Here is a 16,579-nt window from a genome sequence, read left to right as displayed (position 1 = left end):
GTTCAAATTTTTCTTTAGACACAATCGTGTTCCTTCCTAGTTATGATTCGCCACGTTCATTATTGAGCGAGACGCGCCAGAAATTGCTATTTTATGCGCCAACTCTCGTTAGCGCAATATTTGGACGCATTGATCTTTCAAAAAATGAAAAAAATGCATCCCTTTTGTTTAACCACGCTCTGCAATGATTGCATTAGCAACATTTTTTGGCACTTCAGCGTACTCACTAAACTCCATAGAGTAAGAAGCACGACCTTGTGTCGCAGAACGCAAATCAGTTGCGTAACCGAACATGACAGACAACGGAACTTGTGCACGAATTATCTTCAGGCCAGCTGTCCCCTCGTCCATACCTTCGATGATGCCGCGACGACGGTTAATATCGCCAACAACGTCACCCATCCAGTCTTCTGGAGTAGTTACTTCAACTTTCATCATAGGCTCAAGCAAAACTGGTTGCGCTTCTAGTGCACCTGTTCTGAAAGCCATAGAGGCAGCGATTGTAAACGCCATCTCACTTGAATCTACTTCATGGTAAGAACCATCATATAGTGTAGCTTTGATATCCAAAACTGGATAGCCCGCTAATACACCATTATTCATTTGCTCTTCAACGCCTTTAGCGACAGAGGTAATGAACTCTTTTGGCACGATACCATTGGCAATTTCATCTACGAAGACAAAGCCTTCACCGGCTTCTGATGGTTCCAGTTTCAGCCACACGTGACCGTACTGTCCTTTACCACCATGTTCGCGGATAAATTTACCTTCAGCTTTCGCTGTACCACGAATGGTTTCACGATAAGCAACTTGCGGATTACCAACGTTGCAGTTCACGCTGAATTCACGTTTCATGCGGTCAACGATGATATCTAAGTGCAGTTCACCCATGCCAGAGATTAGTGTCTGGCCAGTTTCGTCATCCGTTTCAACACGGAACGATGGATCTTCTGCCGCTAGCTTACCTAACGCGATAGTCATTTTATCTTGATCAGCTTGAGAGCGAGGCTCTACAACGATCTGAATAACGGGATCTGGGAATTCCATACGCTCAAGAACAATTTTATGGTTCTGGTCACATAGAGTTTCACCAGTAGTCACATCTTTCAGGCCGATAATGGCTGCGATGTCACCTGCTCGTACTTCTTTTACTTCTTCACGTTTGTTTGAGTGCATTTGAACAATGCGCCCTAAACGTTCACGTTGTTTCTTCACAGAGTTGTAAGCTGTTTTACCGCTTTCAACAACACCAGAGTAAACACGGATGAAAGTTAAAGTACCAACAAATGGGTCTGTTGCGATTTTAAATGCTAGCGCTGAGAACGGTTCTTTGTCGTCCGCGTGACGCTCAATTTCATTCTCGTCATCATCGATACCCTTAATTGCAGGTACATCGACTGGAGAAGGAAGGAAATCAACAACTGCATCTAGAACAGCTTGTACGCCTTTGTTTTTGAAAGCACTACCGCAAGTTGCAAGTACGATTTCATTGTTAAGGGTACGAGTACGAAGACCTTGTTTGATTTCAGCTTCTGTCAATTCACCTTCTTCAAGGTACTTATCCATCAGCTCTTCATTTGCTTCTGCAGCAGCTTCAACAAGTTCTATACGATATTCTTCAGCCATTTCTTGCATGTCTGCTGGAATGTCTTCGTACGTAAAAGTCATGCCTTGGTCAGCTTCGTTCCAGTTGATTGCCTTCATCTTGATAAGATCGACAACACCCTGGAAGTTTTCTTCAGCACCAATGTTAAGTTGAATGGGCACAGGAGTCGCGCCTAGGCGGTCCTTAATCTGTTCAACTACGCGCAAGAAGTCTGCGCCTGTACGGTCCATTTTGTTAACGAAAACCATACGTGGAACTTGGTACTTATCAGCTTGACGCCATACTGTCTCTGACTGAGGTTCAACACCAGATGAGCCACAGAAAACAACAACTGCACCATCAAGTACACGCAGAGAACGTTCTACTTCGATAGTGAAGTCAACGTGTCCAGGAGTGTCGATGATGTTGATGCGGTGGTCAGAATACTGAGCTTCCATACCACGCCAAAACGTAGTGGTTGCTGCTGAAGTGATCGTAATACCGCGCTCTTGCTCTTGCTCCATCCAGTCCATGGTTGCTGCACCATCGTGAACTTCGCCGATTTTGTGAGAAAGACCGGTATAGAACAGAATACGTTCACTTGTGGTTGTTTTACCTGCATCTACGTGAGCAACGATACCGATATTACGGTACTGCTCAATAGGAGTTTTACGAGCCACGGTTGAATCCTCTTATTAGAGACTTAGGGACTATTGCTATGTCTAGATTGTGCGTTAAAAGCGATGCTTCGCTAAAAAGCTTTGCCCTAGAAATAGCAATAGTTCCTAGCATAAGCATAGGAACTAAAGAAGTGCTGCAAGGAACCTTGCAGCACTGAAAAGGTATTACCAGCGGTAATGTGCGAACGCTTTGTTTGCGTCAGCCATGCGGTGAACGTCTTCACGTTTCTTAACCGCAGTACCTTTGTTCTCAGACGCGTCTAGCATTTCAGCAGCTAGGCGTTGAGCCATAGATTTTTCACCACGCTTACGCGCAGCTTCAACTACCCAACGCATAGCAAGAGCGTTACGGCGAACCGGACGAACTTCTACAGGTACTTGGTAAGTTGAACCACCCACACGGCGAGATTTAACTTCTACCGCTGGGCGAACATTTTCAAGAGCTTCTTCAAATACAGCTAAGTGATCTTTACCAGATTTCTCAGCCATAGTTTCTAGTGCAGTGTAAACAATCTTCTCTGCAGTAGATTTTTTTCCGTCAACCATAAGGATGTTAACGAATTTTGCCAGCAGTTCAGATTTGAACTTAGGATCTGGAAGGATCTTACGCTGGCCTATTACGCGACGACGTGGCATGGAATTTCTCCGTTGTCTTCTTCAGGTTTTTTCCAAAACTTTTCAGAATAATAAATAAATAGTGTTTGGCCTTACTTAACGCTTTCTTTTAAAAAAAGACGCATTAAGACTTAGGACGTTTCACACCATACTTAGAACGACCTTTCTTACGGTCGTTAACGCCTGCACAGTCAAGTGCACCGCGAACAGTGTGGTAACGCACACCTGGTAAATCTTTAACACGACCACCACGGATAAGAACAACACTGTGTTCTTGAAGGTTATGACCTTCGCCGCCGATGTATGAAGTAACTTCAAAGCCGTTAGTTAGACGAACACGACATACTTTACGTAGTGCTGAGTTCGGTTTTTTTGGAGTAGTAGTATATACGCGAGTACATACACCACGTTTTTGTGGGCACGCTTCTAGTGCAGGCACGTTGCTTTTAACAACCTGCTTTACACGAGGAGTACGTACCAACTGGTTAATAGTTGCCATTAACTAGCTCCTGATTTACTTGAAAGTAAGCTTGATGAAAAATCTAGCCCTATTACACATAGTGTAAATAGGGACGCAAAATTCTATTCAGCAGTGGGATGTGTGTCAAGAAATATACAGATCTTTTTTAGCCGTCTAGAGCTCAGGATGGTCTTTTTTTAACCACACTGATAAAACACGGCTACCAAGTCACTGATTTGTCGTTCAAAACCGTCAGTTTGACGAATCCATCGAAGTCCACTTGATTCAGAGTGCTTGAAGCAAGTTGTTGTAAACCTCGGCTATCTAGATCTGTTTTTAATACCGACACATGTTCAACGGTTGAGATTTGATTGAATAACTCATGATTTGGCAGGCAAACATACACCGCATCTTCCAGCAAAAGGATGTGATCCTGTTGTTGTGAGTACGCCAATGCAAGCTTGAGTTTGTCTACTGATTTTACAATATGAAGCATAACGTTCCCTAGAAAGTCAGTATTTTTTGGCTCTGAGCTAACTTCTGCGTCAACTCACTCACTTCTAGCGCAGTCACATCGATCAACAAGTTATCTGTCGAGAGGCCGAACTGATTGAGGCTATGTTGACACACGTAAACCTGCTCGATGTCGTAGAGATCCATGAGCTTGAATGCAGAAATATAGTCACGTGATAGGGATTCATCTGGCTGTTGAGCCTTGAGAAGCTGTGTAACGCCATCACCAACAAAGAATACGGTAATGTCTTCACTATAGGCTGAAGCCGCTAGCAGCGCATCTAGCCCTTCTCTACCCGCAGCCGTCGTATGAGGAAAAGTATTAAATATAAAGGCCAATTTACTCAAAACTGCACAACCCTATCTTGCGTCAAAAGTGCTTCAGATAAGCTCCCTAACCCAGCTTGGGTAAAACCAGCCGCCAAGTTAGAGGCGCTCAATTGATGTTGCGTTGCTTCTTCAGTGCTGATCACTCCGCGTCTGAGCGCAGCAGCAACACATGTCTCGAGGCTAACATTGTGCTCATCCGCCAGTTTTTGCCAAGCGGATGCCAAGTCGAATTCATCATTAGCGGGCACAGTAATGCCAGAGCCATTACTGACACCATCTTGATAGAAGAACACACTGTGGAGTTTGTGGCCCTGTTTCAATAGAGCCACGGCAAACTGATAAGCACTTCTTGCAGATTGTGAGCCGTAAACCGGCCCATTAACTAGGAGTGTGTAGCTTAACAACCCTCTTCATCCTCTGTTTTGCGTTGACGGATGTATAAGTAAACGGTGTGCTTAGAGATATTCAATCGCTCAGCTACACGGTTAATCGCGTCTTTAATATCGAAAATACCTTTGTCGTAAAGCTCCATCACGATTTGACGGTTCTTAGTATTATTCGATACTGATTTGTCTGCATTGATTTCTTCAATGGTGCGTTCAACCGTTTGGTCGACAAGCTCTTCGACATCACTGGCAAAGTTTACTGATGATGCAGCTTCGTCCGCATCTTGCGTAGGCATGAAAGATTGCAGTACTTGTGAGAATGGCGCATCTAGGTTGACGTTAATACACAGCAAGCCAATCACTCGGTCTTCACCATTGCGGATAGCAACCGTGATCGACTTCATCAATACTCCGCCTTTAGCGCGAGTAAAGTATGAACGTGAGAAGTTACGCTTAGAACCTTCAATATCTTTCAGCATCTTTAATGCAAGATCGGTGATCGGCGAACCAACCTGACGACCTGTATTTTCGCCGTTGGCAATTTTAATCGCAGAAGTATTGAGGTCTTCTAAAGAGTGTAAAACGATTTCACAAAACGGACCGATAAGACTCGCAATACCGTCAACCACGGCCTCATAAGATCTTAAGATAATTTTATCGTGTTCACTGAATGGCATGACGTGGACTGATTCCATTTCAAGTAACACATCCGCATTGACTGTTTCTGTAGTAGTCACTTATTCCTTACCTTCGTGTGAAAAATCAACAAATTTATGTAAGTTTATCAGAAAATTTTAATTGCACACCTAGCTAACATTGCAACTAGTGATTTAGAACAACTTTAAAAATCAAATACTCATTTAAAAAGCAAAAAAAAAGCCCAACTCAACGTTAGGCTTTTTATTCAATCTTCGTATTTTAATACGAGAGATTCATTCGATACTTTTGTTCGATATTACTGAGCAGGAGCTGCTTCAGCGTTATCGATTTTCAGTAGCTCAACTTCAAATACTAGTGTTGAGTTAGCTGGGATAGTCGGTGTGTCTTGCTCACCGTATGCTAGCTCTGGCGGGATTACGAATTTGTACTTAGAACCAACTTGCATCAGTTGTACGCCTTCAGTCCAGCCTGGGATTACGCGGTTTGGTGGGAATGTTGCTGGTTCGCCACGATCGTAAGAGCTATCGAACTGAGTACCGTCTGTTAGCGTACCTTTGTAGTGTACTTGAACCGTATCAGTGTCTTTTGGAGATGCGCCTTCGCCAGCTGTCATTACTTGGTAAAGTAGGCCAGATTCAGTTTGCTTCACGCCTTCAGTCTTAGCGAACTCAGCGCGGAAATCATCACCCGCTTTCTTCACTTCTGCTGATTTCTCTGCCGCTTGGGCTTGCATTGTTTCAGCAACACGCTTGTCTAGAGCTTCAAGTGCAGCGCGAGTCTCTTCTTCGTTCAGTGCAGTTTTCTCTGCAAATACGTCTTCGATACCTTGAAGAACCATATCTTTGTCTAGGTTGATGCCTAGCTCGCTTGGCTTATCAATGCTTGTGCTTAGGTAGTTAGCGAAAGATACACCGATTGCGTATGCCGCTTTGTCGTCTTCTGTTTTAAAGTTTACTGCTTCAACTTTAACTTCTTCTACCTGTGGAGCTTCTGCCTTTGGTTCTTCTTTCTGACAACCAACTGCTAGCATAACCGTTGCGGCAAGCAGTGATACTTTTAAAACTGATTTCATTGAATTCTCCAATTAATGGCCAAGCCATTGGTTATTGTGCACAAATCTAATGATTAGATTGGTGTGAATACGTTAGTTATAACAATATACTAGTCATATGTCTTTCGACAAAAACCGGATTATTAGACGTGATGCAAATATTTTTCCATTCATTGCTATGTGCAATTGTCATCACCTTGTTAAATGGATGTTTTTTCTTCCAAGATGATGAGCAACGTTGGGAAATTGAACCCAATGGTGCCACCAGCTTTGCCCTAAGCAGAGATGGACGCTTCGCTCTACTCTACTCTCAGCAAAAACACTTACTGCTCTGGGACTTAGACCAAAACAAAGAGCTCGCTCAACTCGGCCCGCAAGACCAATCCGAAAACCAAATATCGCGCATTCGCATCTCTGACAATGGTCGCTTTGCGATTACCGCAAGTCAGATGAATTTCGCCGTTTGGGACCTATCTTGGACTCAAGCTGAAGGGCTTTGGTCTATTTCCGATGGCTTGATTCGCGATGTCGACATATCCAGCAATGGTGAAAAAGTCTTACTTGGCCTGTCTAACGGCAAAGCTATCTATGTGGACTTAGTCACCGGACGCCGTCTGGAGTTCCTCGCTCACCGAGAAAAAGTTAATTCCGTCTCCCTATCTTCGAATGGGCGCTACGCGTTATCAGGTGGTAACGACTACAAAGCTTACCTTTGGGATACCGAATCAGGCTTGGTGTTACGTACTTTCGAGCATGAACAAAGAGTAGTACGAGTTGCACTACAACGGGATGGAGAATTGGCTTTTACTTCCGATGGCGGCAACCAAGCGATGATTTGGGATCTAGAAACAGGTGAACCTCAAGCGCAATTGCAGAGCTGGTCTCGACAGCTGATATTCTCTAGTGCTCGCTTTTCTGACGACGGCAGTATGTTGGTGACGGGGACGCCATCAAGCCAAGTAAGCGTGTGGAATACTCAAGATGGAAAACGAATTTCTCGCCACGATGCTGAGCCATTAAAAGATGCTCGCCCTCCCCGTGCGGTAGTGTATGATGCAGCCTTTGATGAAAAGAACCGTGTGATATCGGGCACCTCTGCGGGCATAGCCCAAGCTTGGAATGTGGATTAAGAACGATGACAGAAAAGCGAATTGAACAACTAGAAAGCCGCGTGAATGACCTAGAATGTCAGTTGGCTTTCCAAGAACAAACCATTGAAGAACTCAATGAAGCGCTTAGCCAACAACAGATGTTGATCACGAGAATGCAAGATCAAATGAAGTTCGTGGTGGGTAAAGTGAAAAATATGGATGGCTCAAACCTCGCTGACGCATCAGAAGAGACGCCACCTCCCCACTATTAAGTGCGGTTCCAAATAACGAATTGGTTCTAGTGACGCATATCGCTAGTCTCTCGTCCTCGATGTGTAAACACATTTCAGGACGGGACATAGATAACTAAAAGGGCGACAGATGCTTATCTGTCGCCCTTTTGTTTGTTTAATCTGCACTAATTCAACTAAAGCGAGTTAAGCCAATACAAGCTTAGTCATCGGCATAAATCTTCACTTCCACACAGCCGTTAGTATCAACACTCGCGCGATACATTCCGGAACTGTTCATACCGAAGTGAATATCACCTTGGCCATCGATAGCGATCAAGCCACCTTCGCCGCCCATGGTTTTCAGCTCACCTTGAATGATGTGTTCACAAGCCGTATGCACATCTTCTTTGAGATAACGCATCCGTGCTGCCACATCACTGGCAACCATCTTTCTAAGGAAGAACTCACCCATGCCTGTTGTTGATACGGCCACGTTACCATTTTCAGCAACAGTGCCTGCTCCGATGATTGGAGAATCCCCCACACGGCCGTATTTTTTATTAGTTACGCCTCCGGTGCTGGTTGCGGCCGCTAAGTTACCGGCTTGGTCTAACGCCACCGCACCAACCGTGCCGTACTTTTTATCGTCAGGGTATTTCTGAGCTTGTTGTTCATCATATTTCGCTTCAGACAGAGCAAAGATGCCTTTCTCTTTCATCGACTGAAGTTGGTCATAACGACGCTCAGTAAAAAAGTAATCTTGCTCAGTGAAGGTGTACTCATGCTCAAACGCAAACCTCTCTGCGCCTTCGCCAATCAGCAGTACGTGGTCGCTTTTAAGCATCACATCACGTGCTAGTTCTATCGGATTTTTAATATGACGGACGCCTGCAATAGCCCCTGCATCCATTTCGCGACCATGCATAACAGAAGCATCCATCTCAACAAATTCATCATGAGTCAGAACCGAACCTTTACCAGCATTAAAGTGTGGGCTGTCTTCCATCACTTTAACCGATGCCACCACCGCATCCAGAGCATCACCTCCCGATTGCAGTACTTGATAGCCAGCTAAAACTGACTTTTCCAAAGCCTCGGTAATACCCGTTTTTAATTCATCGCTCATTTGCTCTCGTAAGATGGTGCCTGCACCACCATGAATAGCAATTGAAAAAGGCTGTGACATGCGAACTCTCCACTGACGTCGTCTTATAATGTTGTGCTATCAATACCACATTCATGGTTTGATGTCTGATAGCGAAAACCAAACTTTTTACGAATGCTTAGATTTGCGGACACTTAGATTTGCAGACACTTAGCTCGGTAGATTAAAAGCCAGCTCAGAAAACTCGACTCCTAAACGACAAAAGCCTCCGCAAGGGAGGCTTTCAGTATTCTTAAACTAAACCGTTAATTCGGTATTAGTGAGAACCACAGCTACCGCCGCCGCAGCAGCCGTCTTTTTTCTCTTCACCGTGGTCATGGCCTTCGCCACCACAACAACCGCCTTCGTGGTCGTGATCATGGTCGTGACCGTGGCTGCCACAGCCGCCTTCTTGGTGTACGTGACCGTGCTGAACTTCTTCTTCAGTCGCTTCACGAACAGCTACAACTTCAACGTCAAACGTTAGAGTTTGACCAGCAAGCATGTGGTTACCGTCAACAACAACTTCGTCGCCGTCTACTTCAGTCACTTCAACTGGGATTGGACCTTGGTCAGTATCCGCTAGAAAACGCATGCCAACTTCGATTTGCTCAACACCTTGGAACACGTCAGCAGGAACACGTTGAACTAGGTCATCGTTGTGATCGCCGTATGCGTCTTCTGGAGTAACAGTTGCTGAGAACTTGTCGCCAGCTACTTTGCCTTCAAGCTCTTTTTCAAGACCTGTAATTAGGTTGTTGTGACCGTGAAGGTAATCTAGTGGAGCTTCTGCAGTTGATTGGTCAACTACTACGCCATCTTCAAGTTTCACTTGATATGCAACACTAACTACTACGTTCTTTTCAATTTTCATGAGAGCTCCAAGGAGGTTTGGACTAAGCTCGAACAGTTGAGCTTAGGAAAAATTCTGTACCGGGATATTATGGGGATCAATTAACGAAACTCAATCATTCTGGCTTAAAAATACCGATCATTTCTTGATTCGCGTGTTCAGATTTCTCTACAGTTTTTGGTTTACGCTGCTCGGTGAAGTCGCAATCGACGCATTCCACCAGCTCGATATTATTTTCAACCCACCAGCGGAGTGTGTCTTGAGTACTGCAGCTTGGGCAGCTCGCCCCAGCGATAAAGCGTTTTTTCTGTTTCACGTTCATATCCTTTACTACTCTGGATTCGCAGTTCTTCTATTCGTCTCTGAGTTAAAGACTCTGTAGAGACCGCGTTTATTATTAGGGTGTATTGTTGTTGGTTATAATATCTGGGTTATAAGTTCTGAAGAGCTATTCACTCCAGACTATTGCCAGTAATTTCGAGATTGGTGATCGTTTTCCATCTCGTGTCCAAAAATCTCTTCGAGCTCTTTACGAGCCTCTTTCGCTCGCTGGGCTAACTCGGCATCTTCGTTATGCTGAGGAAGTAACTCTTTCAGCATACCATTATCCAATTTCCTAAAGTGTGCTTCTGCTCGCTTCGCTTTATATGGATGCATGCCAAGTTCGGTCAATGTTTGACGACCTAAATCTAATGCCCCAAGGAAGGTTTCACGCGAGTAGTTGCTCACACCATGGTTAAGTAATTGATACGCTTCAACACGGCTTCGTGCACGCGCTAAAATCTTCAACTGTGGGAAGTGCTGCTTACACAAATCGACGGTCTTCATGATTTCATCAGGAGAATCGGTACACAACACAATGGCTTCTGCCTTGTCAGCTCCCGCAGCTCGTAATAGTTCAAGGTGAGTAGAGTCACCGTAAAATACCTTGTAGCCGAACTTCCTAAGGATATGTATTTGGCTGGCATCACTTTCAAGGACGGTGATACGAATCTTGTTGGCATACATCAAACGACCAATGATCTGACCGAAACGACCAAAGCCCGCAATAATTACTCGAGGGCTGCGATCAACCACATCTGAAGACATCGCGCTTTCACTGATTTGATTAAGTTGGCGAGCAAAGAATCGGTCTTGCAGTTTAAGCATCAATGGCGTGGTCACCATAGAAAGGCTCACAACAACCAGTAAGAACGACACTTGGTCGCCGCTTAAGATGCCTTGTGCACTCGCCGCGGTAAAAATAACGAAAGCAAACTCACCACCTTGGCTGAGAATCATCGCCATTCGGCTACGCGCTTTAGCTTGAGTGCCGAAGATACGAGCCAGCGCATACAGCACCAAACCTTTCAATACGACCAGAGACGACACTGCGATAAGTATTGCGAATGGGCTTTCTGCCAATAAACCTAGGTTTACCGCCATACCCACAGAGATAAAGAACAGACCAAGCAGTAACCCTTTGAATGGGTCAATCGCGATTTCTAGCTCGTGTCGATACTCACTTTCAGCCAGAAGTACGCCCGCTAAGAAAGTACCCAGAGCCATCGACAAACCAATCTGCTGCATGATGACGGCAATACCAATCACCAATAACAGCGCTGCGACCGTGAACAACTCACGCACACCGCTCATGACTACATATCGGAATAGTGGTCTCAACAAGAAGTGACCACCAACAAGCAAGCCAATCACACCGCCCAGCATCCACAGCATGTCAGCCCAACTGCCACCCGTATTACCAGCGAGCAAAGGCAGCATCGCCAACATAGGGATTACGGCAATATCCTGAAAGAGTAAGACTGCAAAGCCTGACTGCCCCGCTTCTTTACCACCGAGTTCTCGCTCTTCAATAACGCGCAAGGCGATTGCCGTGGAAGACAGCGCTAAACCCATACCTATTACTAGGCTGGTTTGCCAAGTTAATCCGAACATACAGGCGATGGCGGTAATAATCAGAGTGGTGATCAACACTTGTGCGCCACCCAATCCGAGAATAGGCGCTCTCATCTGCCACAATTTTTTAGGGTTAAGTTCTAAACCGATGAGAAAGAGGAGCAGTACCACCCCGAACTCGGAGAAATGCAGAATCGCTTCGACATCACTGATTAAGCCAAGCCCCCAAGGACCAATCGCTACGCCAGCTAATAGATAGCCGAGTACTGAGCCTAAGCCAGCGCGCTGTGCGATAGGAACCGCGACCACAGCAGCCGCTAAAAAAATAACGCTACTTTGTAGAAAATCGTTAGTCAGAGCCATCATTCGCTCCTATATCTTGTAGCGGGTCTCGCAACCAGTTTCGATACGCTTCCGCGTGTTGGTAACGCGTCATATCCGAGACGTTTCTTGCCCAGTGTAGAACTAAAGGTGACATCCAGTGCATCTGACACAAAGCGGCGGTTAACTCGAATGGCTGCAAAATCTCTTGTAATGGATATTTATTATAGCCTGCCTCTCCAAACGCCTCTTCTTTACCACCTGTTGTGATAACGCTACGCCAGTGTTTACCCTTAAGCGCACTATGCTCACCAAACGCAAAACCTTTACCTAATACTCGGTCAAACCACTCTTTCAGTAGCGATGGGCATGAATACATAAACAAAGGGTGTTGGAAGACAATCACATCATACTGAAGCAGTAGCTCATGCTCATAAGGCACATCAATAAAGAAATCAGGATACGTCGCGTAGAGATCATGGATTTTGACATGCCCAAGCGACTCTATCTTTTTAACCATCATTTGATTGGCAATAGAGGTTTGTGGCTCAGGATGTGCGTAGATCACTAGCACCTTTGGCACAGCTTTTTGTGTCGAGGGAGTATTACTCATTCCTTTGAAACATTCCTTTTAGAGCTAAACGGTGGCAAGGCCACAAGAATTTAAGCAAAAGTTATTAATATGTTATTGGCATCATAACGCAAATTGCATTGTGATCGACTTTTATCTGGATTCAGCCTACTATGCAGGCGTCTGTTCACCTCTAATTTCTATGCTACCTCTATATGATTACTTTCTCTGATATTCAATTGCTACGCGGCGGTAAGCCACTTCTCGACCAAGCATCTGCAACCCTTCACCCTGGCGATAAAGTCGGTTTGGTGGGTAAAAATGGCTGTGGTAAATCTACGCTGTTCGCCTTAATTAAAGACGAGCTATCGATTGATGCCGGTTCATTCAGTAAACCCGCTCACTGGGAAATGGCTTGGGTTGCACAAGAAACCCCTGCATTAGAAAGAAAAGCCATTGAATATGTGATTGATGGTGACAGAGAATATCGAGGCCTTGAAGAGCAGTTGGCGAAAGCAGAACAAGCCGACAACGGTACACTGGTAGCAGAGATACACGGCAAGATTGAAACCATTGGTGGTTACACCATCAATTCACGAGCAGCCGAATTACTTGATGGCCTTGGTTTTCGCCAAGAACAAATGACATGGAACCTGACCCAATTTTCGGGTGGTTGGCGTATGCGTTTGAACTTAGCGCAAGCCCTTCTATGCCGCAGTGATTTACTGCTACTCGATGAACCAACCAACCACTTAGACTTAGATGCTGTGATGTGGTTAGAGCGCTGGCTACAAAACTACCCAGGCACATTGGTTCTTATCTCGCACGATAGAGACTTCTTAGACCCTATCGTCAACCGCATCGTGCATGTTGAAAACCAGCAGCTGAACGAATACACCGGTAACTACTCGTCTTTTGAGACTCAACGTGCTCAAAAACTGATTCTGCAACAAGCGATGTTCCAGAAACAGCAGAAACAAATGTCTCACATGCAGAGCTACATTGACCGTTTCCGCTACAAAGCTTCAAAGGCTCGCCAAGCGCAAAGCCGTATTAAAGCGCTTGAGAAAATGGAACAAGTGCTACCCGCTCAATTTGATAACCCATTCAGCTTTGAATTTAGAGAGCCAGACGCGCTGCCTAACCCAATCATGATGATGGATGAAGTATCGGCAGGCTACGATGACAACCTGATTCTAGAAAAGATTCGCCTTAACCTTGTTCCGGGTAGCCGTATCGGTTTGCTGGGCCGAAACGGTGCGGGTAAATCAACCCTAATCAAACTGCTTTCAGGCGAACTGAAACAGCAAGGTGGTGAGCTGAGCTATTCGCAAGGCGTTAAGATGGGTTACTTCGCTCAGCATCAATTAGAGACGCTGCACCCAGAAGAAACGCCACTGCAACACATGATGCAGATTGCGCCTAAACACACTGAGCAACAATTGCGAGATTACCTCGGTAGCTTTGGCTTCCAAGGTGAAAAAGCGCTGGATAAAGTGGCTCCGTTTTCGGGTGGTGAAAAAGCACGATTGGTACTGGCTCTGCTGGTATGGCAAAAACCAAATCTATTGTTACTCGATGAACCAACCAACCACTTGGATCTCGACATGCGTCAGGCGCTGACCTTCGCGCTACAAACGTTTGAAGGTGCGATGGTTATCGTATCGCACGACCGTTACTTACTGCGTGCAACCACCGATGATTTGTACCTAGTACATGACCGTCAGGTTGCGCCGTTTGATGGTGATCTTGACGATTACTACAAATGGCTGACTGAACAACAAAAAATTGAACGTAAAGAAGCGCAAGCGTTAGCTCCGGCTAAAGATAGCGCAAACAGTGCGGCATCGAAGAAAGAACAAAAGCGTAAAGAAGCCGAGTTCAGAAAACTGACCGCGCCTATTCGCAAACAATTGACTCAGTTTGAAAAGAAAATGGATAAGTTGACGCTTGATCTTGAAGAGGCTGAACAGCAATTATCTGACACTTCACTTTATGAAGCTGAAAATAAGGCTAGACTAAATAAAGTACTCGCTCTGCAAGCGAGCAGTAAATCACAGCTAGAAGAAGTTGAAATGGATTGGATGTCCACTCAAGAAGAGCTTGAGCAAATGGAACAGGAAATGGATAGCTTATGAGCCCAGAGCACGCCCCGATATCACTAACACTGGAACGACTATGGCAATTTAGCCTTCAGTATTACAGTGTGCGCGGTGTAAAGGATGCGTGCTTAGCTTTGCAAAACCAGTTCCACGGCAACGTCAATCTACTGCTGCTTCTCAAATGGCTTGATGAGCAGCAATTGTCTTTTGCCGAAGAAGAGTGGCACAAAGTTCAGCAGTGCTTAAGCCGCTCTGAAACTCTTCTTCACAGCTATCGAGAGCTGCGTAAGCATCTCAAACCTCAAGTCGTCGATTCTCTCTACCGCGAAGCACTCCAATTTGAGCTGCAGCTAGAGAAGCAACAACAATCTGATCTCGTCGACTGTATCAACTCTCTACATCTCTCCTGCAATCAACAATCGCCACTCGCGTTTGAATATTGTCGGCTACTCGGCGCAGAAAATCTCTATGATGCTTTTTCTGAACCAGCCCCTCAGCCTTAACTCGTTGCCTTTCCCTTTTATTCCGTCTAGATCCAAGCTTAACCTCGATATTATTCAATCAGTTACTCATGGGGTATTTTTGTAGCCAGTCTCTGTGAAACCCTTGCGCTTATGCCGAGAATCAACCAAGCTCAAATAAAAACGTGGGCGTTTCGCTAAAAGCTCAACACTTTTCAAAGCCCACAAATAAGCATGGACTGTTTTATGACAATATTTACCGCTGCTGCTGGTTTATCAAATCCTCACCTACAAACCTTGGTGCCTCGGTTTATTAGAAAGCAGGCGTTGTTTGCTCCGCAATGGCAAACCTTAGAAACACCCGATGGTGACTTTCTCGACCTTGCATGGAGCGAATCACCAGATGGCGACAATCCAAATAGTGACGATATAAAGAACAAGCCGATATTCGTGCTGTTCCACGGTTTGGAAGGCAGCTTTGAGAGCCCATACGCCAATGGACTGATGAACGCGTTTGCTAAGGATGGTTGGTTGTCCGTGATGATGCACTTCAGAGGTTGCAGCGGAAAAGCGAATCGCTTGGCTCGAGCTTACCACTCTGGAGAGGTCGAAGACGCTCGCTTCTTTTTAAGGCATCTGCATTCAAGGTTTCCCAATAACCCTAAGGTTGCGGTTGGCATCTCGCTAGGCGGTAACATGTTGGCTAATTATCTCGCCGACTACGCAGATGATCCGTTGATCTCAGCGGCGACGATTGTCTCTGCACCCTTTGACCTTGCGTGTTGCTCAAGTCGTATTGAACAAGGCTTCTCTAAGATCTATAAAAAGTACCTGCTCAATTCTTTGAAATCGAATGCATTGAAGAAACATAAGCTGCTGCAAGAGAAGATTGGTATCTCTGCTGAAAGCATCAAGAAGATCGACAAGCTGTACGAGTTTGATGAGCGAATCACTGCGCCTCTGCACGGGTTCAAGAATGCACAAGACTACTATGCCCAATGTTCTGCATTGCCTAAATTGAATCGGATTAAACTGCCCACACAGATCATTCATGCGAAAGACGATCCTTTCATGACCGATGATGTGATTCCAAAATTCGTTCTACCCGACAACATCGATTATCGTCTGTTTCAAAAAGGCGGCCATGTGGGATTCATTACCGGTAGCACGCTCAAACCAAGGTTTTGGTTAGAAGAAGCATTACCCGCCTACTATGAAAGTATTCAAGATTCGGCATAATGGCCGAGCCTTTGTTAAGGGCTGAATGGTTGACGTCACTAGACACACCGATTAACACATCAATAAACTATTAATGAACATACCCATGAACATAAAAGAGAGAAGTATTTATGATCATCCCATGGCAAGACATCGCACCAGAAACGCTGGAAAACCTCATTAAAGAATTCGTGCTACGTGAAGGTACAGACTACGGTGACGTAGAGGTTTCACTGCAAAACAAGATTGACCAAGTGAAACATCAATTAGCCTCAAAAGAAATCAGCATCGTGTTTTCTGAGCTGCATGAAACCGTTGATATTCAGGTCACAAAACGCTTCTAAGCTGCGCTCATAAAGGAGCCGTGTTATAGTGGTAAACGATTGCTAACAAGTAAGTTACTCAAAAG

The 16,579-nt window shown here is 45.2% G+C and carries 20 protein-coding genes; 7 read left to right on the top strand and 13 right to left on the bottom strand.

The window, feature by feature from the left end; all coding sequences use genetic code 11:
- Positions 1-188, top strand: a 188-nt coding sequence (locus tag BCT49_RS26020; RefSeq protein ID WP_206379931.1) for a hypothetical protein, incomplete at its 5' end; no start/stop codon positions are given.
- On the opposite strand, the gene fusA is transcribed toward BCT49_RS26020, so the two are convergent.
- The 8 genes from fusA to fkpA all read right to left on the bottom strand — a co-directional run bounded on the left by fusA (position 169) and on the right by fkpA (position 6,301).
- Entirely contained in the window at positions 169-2,265 is a 2,097-nt protein-coding gene (gene fusA, locus BCT49_RS23395) for an elongation factor G (protein ID WP_102438515.1), read from the bottom strand. The genes BCT49_RS26020 and fusA overlap by 20 nt on opposite strands.
- 165 nt (positions 2,266-2,430) lie before the next feature.
- Positions 2,431-2,901, bottom strand: a complete 471-nt coding sequence (gene rpsG, locus BCT49_RS23390) for a 30S ribosomal protein S7 (protein WP_017073678.1) — start codon at positions 2,899-2,901, stop codon at positions 2,431-2,433.
- A 103-nt stretch (positions 2,902-3,004) separates the two neighbouring features.
- Positions 3,005-3,379, bottom strand: a complete 375-nt coding sequence (gene rpsL / locus BCT49_RS23385) for a 30S ribosomal protein S12 (RefSeq protein ID WP_012604917.1) — start codon at positions 3,377-3,379, stop codon at positions 3,005-3,007.
- Positions 3,380-3,560: 181 nt separating this feature from the next.
- The gene (tusB, locus tag BCT49_RS23380; protein ID WP_076668810.1) at positions 3,561-3,836 is read right to left on the bottom strand and encodes a sulfurtransferase complex subunit TusB; all 276 of its coding nucleotides are present in this window, start codon (positions 3,834-3,836) and stop codon (positions 3,561-3,563) included.
- A gap of 8 nt (positions 3,837-3,844) precedes the next feature.
- Positions 3,845-4,201: a sulfurtransferase complex subunit TusC gene (gene tusC / locus BCT49_RS23375; protein WP_102438513.1), complete on the bottom strand. Its 357-nt coding sequence runs from the start codon at positions 4,199-4,201 to the stop codon at positions 3,845-3,847.
- Positions 4,198-4,587, bottom strand: coding sequence for a sulfurtransferase complex subunit TusD (gene tusD, locus BCT49_RS23370; protein WP_102438511.1), 390 nt, complete (start codon positions 4,585-4,587; stop codon positions 4,198-4,200). The genes tusC and tusD overlap by 4 nt, the downstream gene beginning before the upstream one ends.
- On the bottom strand, positions 4,581-5,306 hold the full coding sequence (locus tag BCT49_RS23365) for a helix-turn-helix transcriptional regulator (protein WP_004729851.1): 726 nt from the start codon (positions 5,304-5,306) through the stop codon (positions 4,581-4,583). Before BCT49_RS23365 ends, tusD begins: the two co-directional genes overlap by 7 nt.
- A 218-nt stretch (positions 5,307-5,524) precedes the next feature.
- Entirely contained in the window at positions 5,525-6,301 is a 777-nt protein-coding gene (gene fkpA, locus BCT49_RS23360) for an FKBP-type peptidyl-prolyl cis-trans isomerase (protein ID WP_102438509.1), read from the bottom strand.
- A 131-nt stretch (positions 6,302-6,432) separates the two neighbouring features.
- Between fkpA and BCT49_RS23355 the strand changes: the two genes are divergently transcribed.
- Both BCT49_RS23355 and BCT49_RS23350 read left to right on the top strand, forming a co-directional pair.
- Positions 6,433-7,410, top strand: a complete 978-nt coding sequence (locus BCT49_RS23355; protein WP_029223204.1) for a WD40 repeat domain-containing protein — start codon at positions 6,433-6,435, stop codon at positions 7,408-7,410.
- 5 nt (positions 7,411-7,415) lie between these two features.
- On the top strand, positions 7,416-7,643 hold the full coding sequence (locus tag BCT49_RS23350; RefSeq protein WP_004729640.1) for a SlyX family protein: 228 nt from the start codon (positions 7,416-7,418) through the stop codon (positions 7,641-7,643).
- Between the two features lie 181 nt (positions 7,644-7,824).
- Here BCT49_RS23350 and BCT49_RS23345 read toward each other — a convergent pair whose 3' ends face one another.
- The 5 genes from BCT49_RS23345 to kefG form a co-directional block, all read right to left on the bottom strand.
- The gene (locus tag BCT49_RS23345) at positions 7,825-8,790 is read right to left on the bottom strand and encodes an isoaspartyl peptidase/L-asparaginase family protein (RefSeq protein ID WP_102438507.1); all 966 of its coding nucleotides are present in this window, start codon (positions 8,788-8,790) and stop codon (positions 7,825-7,827) included.
- 235 nt (positions 8,791-9,025) lie between these two features.
- Positions 9,026-9,622, bottom strand: coding sequence for a peptidylprolyl isomerase (slyD, locus tag BCT49_RS23340; RefSeq protein WP_017104666.1), 597 nt, complete (start codon positions 9,620-9,622; stop codon positions 9,026-9,028).
- Between the two features lie 94 nt (positions 9,623-9,716).
- Positions 9,717-9,917 (bottom strand): YheV family putative zinc ribbon protein, encoded by a 201-nt coding sequence (locus BCT49_RS23335; RefSeq protein ID WP_020477226.1) that lies wholly within the window; start codon positions 9,915-9,917, stop codon positions 9,717-9,719.
- Positions 9,918-10,063: 146 nt separating this feature from the next.
- Positions 10,064-11,860 (bottom strand): glutathione-regulated potassium-efflux system protein KefB, encoded by a 1,797-nt coding sequence (gene kefB, locus BCT49_RS23330; protein WP_029225383.1) that lies wholly within the window; start codon positions 11,858-11,860, stop codon positions 10,064-10,066.
- A complete protein-coding gene (gene kefG, locus BCT49_RS23325) occupies positions 11,847-12,431 on the bottom strand; it encodes a glutathione-regulated potassium-efflux system ancillary protein KefG (protein ID WP_102438505.1) in 585 nt (194 codons plus the stop codon). The genes kefB and kefG overlap by 14 nt, the downstream gene beginning before the upstream one ends.
- Positions 12,432-12,604: 173 nt before the next feature.
- On the opposite strand from kefG, the gene BCT49_RS23320 reads away from it, so the two are divergent.
- The 4 genes from BCT49_RS23320 (at position 12,605) to BCT49_RS23305 (ending at position 16,514) form a co-directional block, all read left to right on the top strand.
- Positions 12,605-14,527 (top strand): ABC transporter ATP-binding protein, encoded by a 1,923-nt coding sequence (locus BCT49_RS23320; RefSeq protein WP_065104117.1) that lies wholly within the window; start codon positions 12,605-12,607, stop codon positions 14,525-14,527.
- Complete coding sequence (locus BCT49_RS23315) at positions 14,524-14,994, top strand: TIGR02444 family protein (protein ID WP_065104118.1); 471 nt, start codon at positions 14,524-14,526, stop codon at positions 14,992-14,994. Before BCT49_RS23320 ends, BCT49_RS23315 begins: the two co-directional genes overlap by 4 nt.
- A gap of 204 nt (positions 14,995-15,198) precedes the next feature.
- Entirely contained in the window at positions 15,199-16,191 is a 993-nt protein-coding gene (locus BCT49_RS23310; RefSeq protein ID WP_102438503.1) for a hydrolase, read from the top strand.
- Positions 16,192-16,301: 110 nt separating this feature from the next.
- A complete protein-coding gene (locus tag BCT49_RS23305) occupies positions 16,302-16,514 on the top strand; it encodes a YheU family protein (protein ID WP_102438501.1) in 213 nt (70 codons plus the stop codon).
- Positions 16,515-16,579 lie beyond the last annotated feature (65 nt).

It is taken from the genome of Vibrio lentus, assembly GCF_002875945.1.
Lineage (GTDB): Bacteria > Pseudomonadota > Gammaproteobacteria > Enterobacterales > Vibrionaceae > Vibrio > Vibrio apostichopi.
This window is presented reverse-complemented; position numbering and strand designations above follow the sequence as displayed.

Coding starts and splice junctions, on each gene's coding strand:
- BCT49_RS23310 (WP_102438503.1), top strand. CDS start 15,199: ATGACAATATTTACCGCTGCTGCTGGTTTATCAAATCCTCACCTACAA.
- BCT49_RS23320 (WP_065104117.1), top strand. CDS start 12,605: ATGATTACTTTCTCTGATATTCAATTGCTACGCGGCGGTAAGCCACTT.
- rpsG (WP_017073678.1), bottom strand. CDS start 2,901: ATGCCACGTCGTCGCGTAATAGGCCAGCGTAAGATCCTTCCAGATCCT.
- slyD (WP_017104666.1), bottom strand. CDS start 9,622: ATGAAAATTGAAAAGAACGTAGTAGTTAGTGTTGCATATCAAGTGAAA.
- BCT49_RS23315 (WP_065104118.1), top strand. CDS start 14,524: ATGAGCCCAGAGCACGCCCCGATATCACTAACACTGGAACGACTATGG.
- tusB (WP_076668810.1), bottom strand. CDS start 3,836: ATGCTTCATATTGTAAAATCAGTAGACAAACTCAAGCTTGCATTGGCG.
- BCT49_RS23345 (WP_102438507.1), bottom strand. CDS start 8,790: ATGTCACAGCCTTTTTCAATTGCTATTCATGGTGGTGCAGGCACCATC.
- kefG (WP_102438505.1), bottom strand. CDS start 12,431: ATGAGTAATACTCCCTCGACACAAAAAGCTGTGCCAAAGGTGCTAGTG.
- BCT49_RS23355 (WP_029223204.1), top strand. CDS start 6,433: ATGCAAATATTTTTCCATTCATTGCTATGTGCAATTGTCATCACCTTG.
- BCT49_RS23350 (WP_004729640.1), top strand. CDS start 7,416: ATGACAGAAAAGCGAATTGAACAACTAGAAAGCCGCGTGAATGACCTA.
- BCT49_RS23305 (WP_102438501.1), top strand. CDS start 16,302: ATGATCATCCCATGGCAAGACATCGCACCAGAAACGCTGGAAAACCTC.
- fkpA (WP_102438509.1), bottom strand. CDS start 6,301: ATGAAATCAGTTTTAAAAGTATCACTGCTTGCCGCAACGGTTATGCTA.
- kefB (WP_029225383.1), bottom strand. CDS start 11,860: ATGGCTCTGACTAACGATTTTCTACAAAGTAGCGTTATTTTTTTAGCG.
- rpsL (WP_012604917.1), bottom strand. CDS start 3,379: ATGGCAACTATTAACCAGTTGGTACGTACTCCTCGTGTAAAGCAGGTT.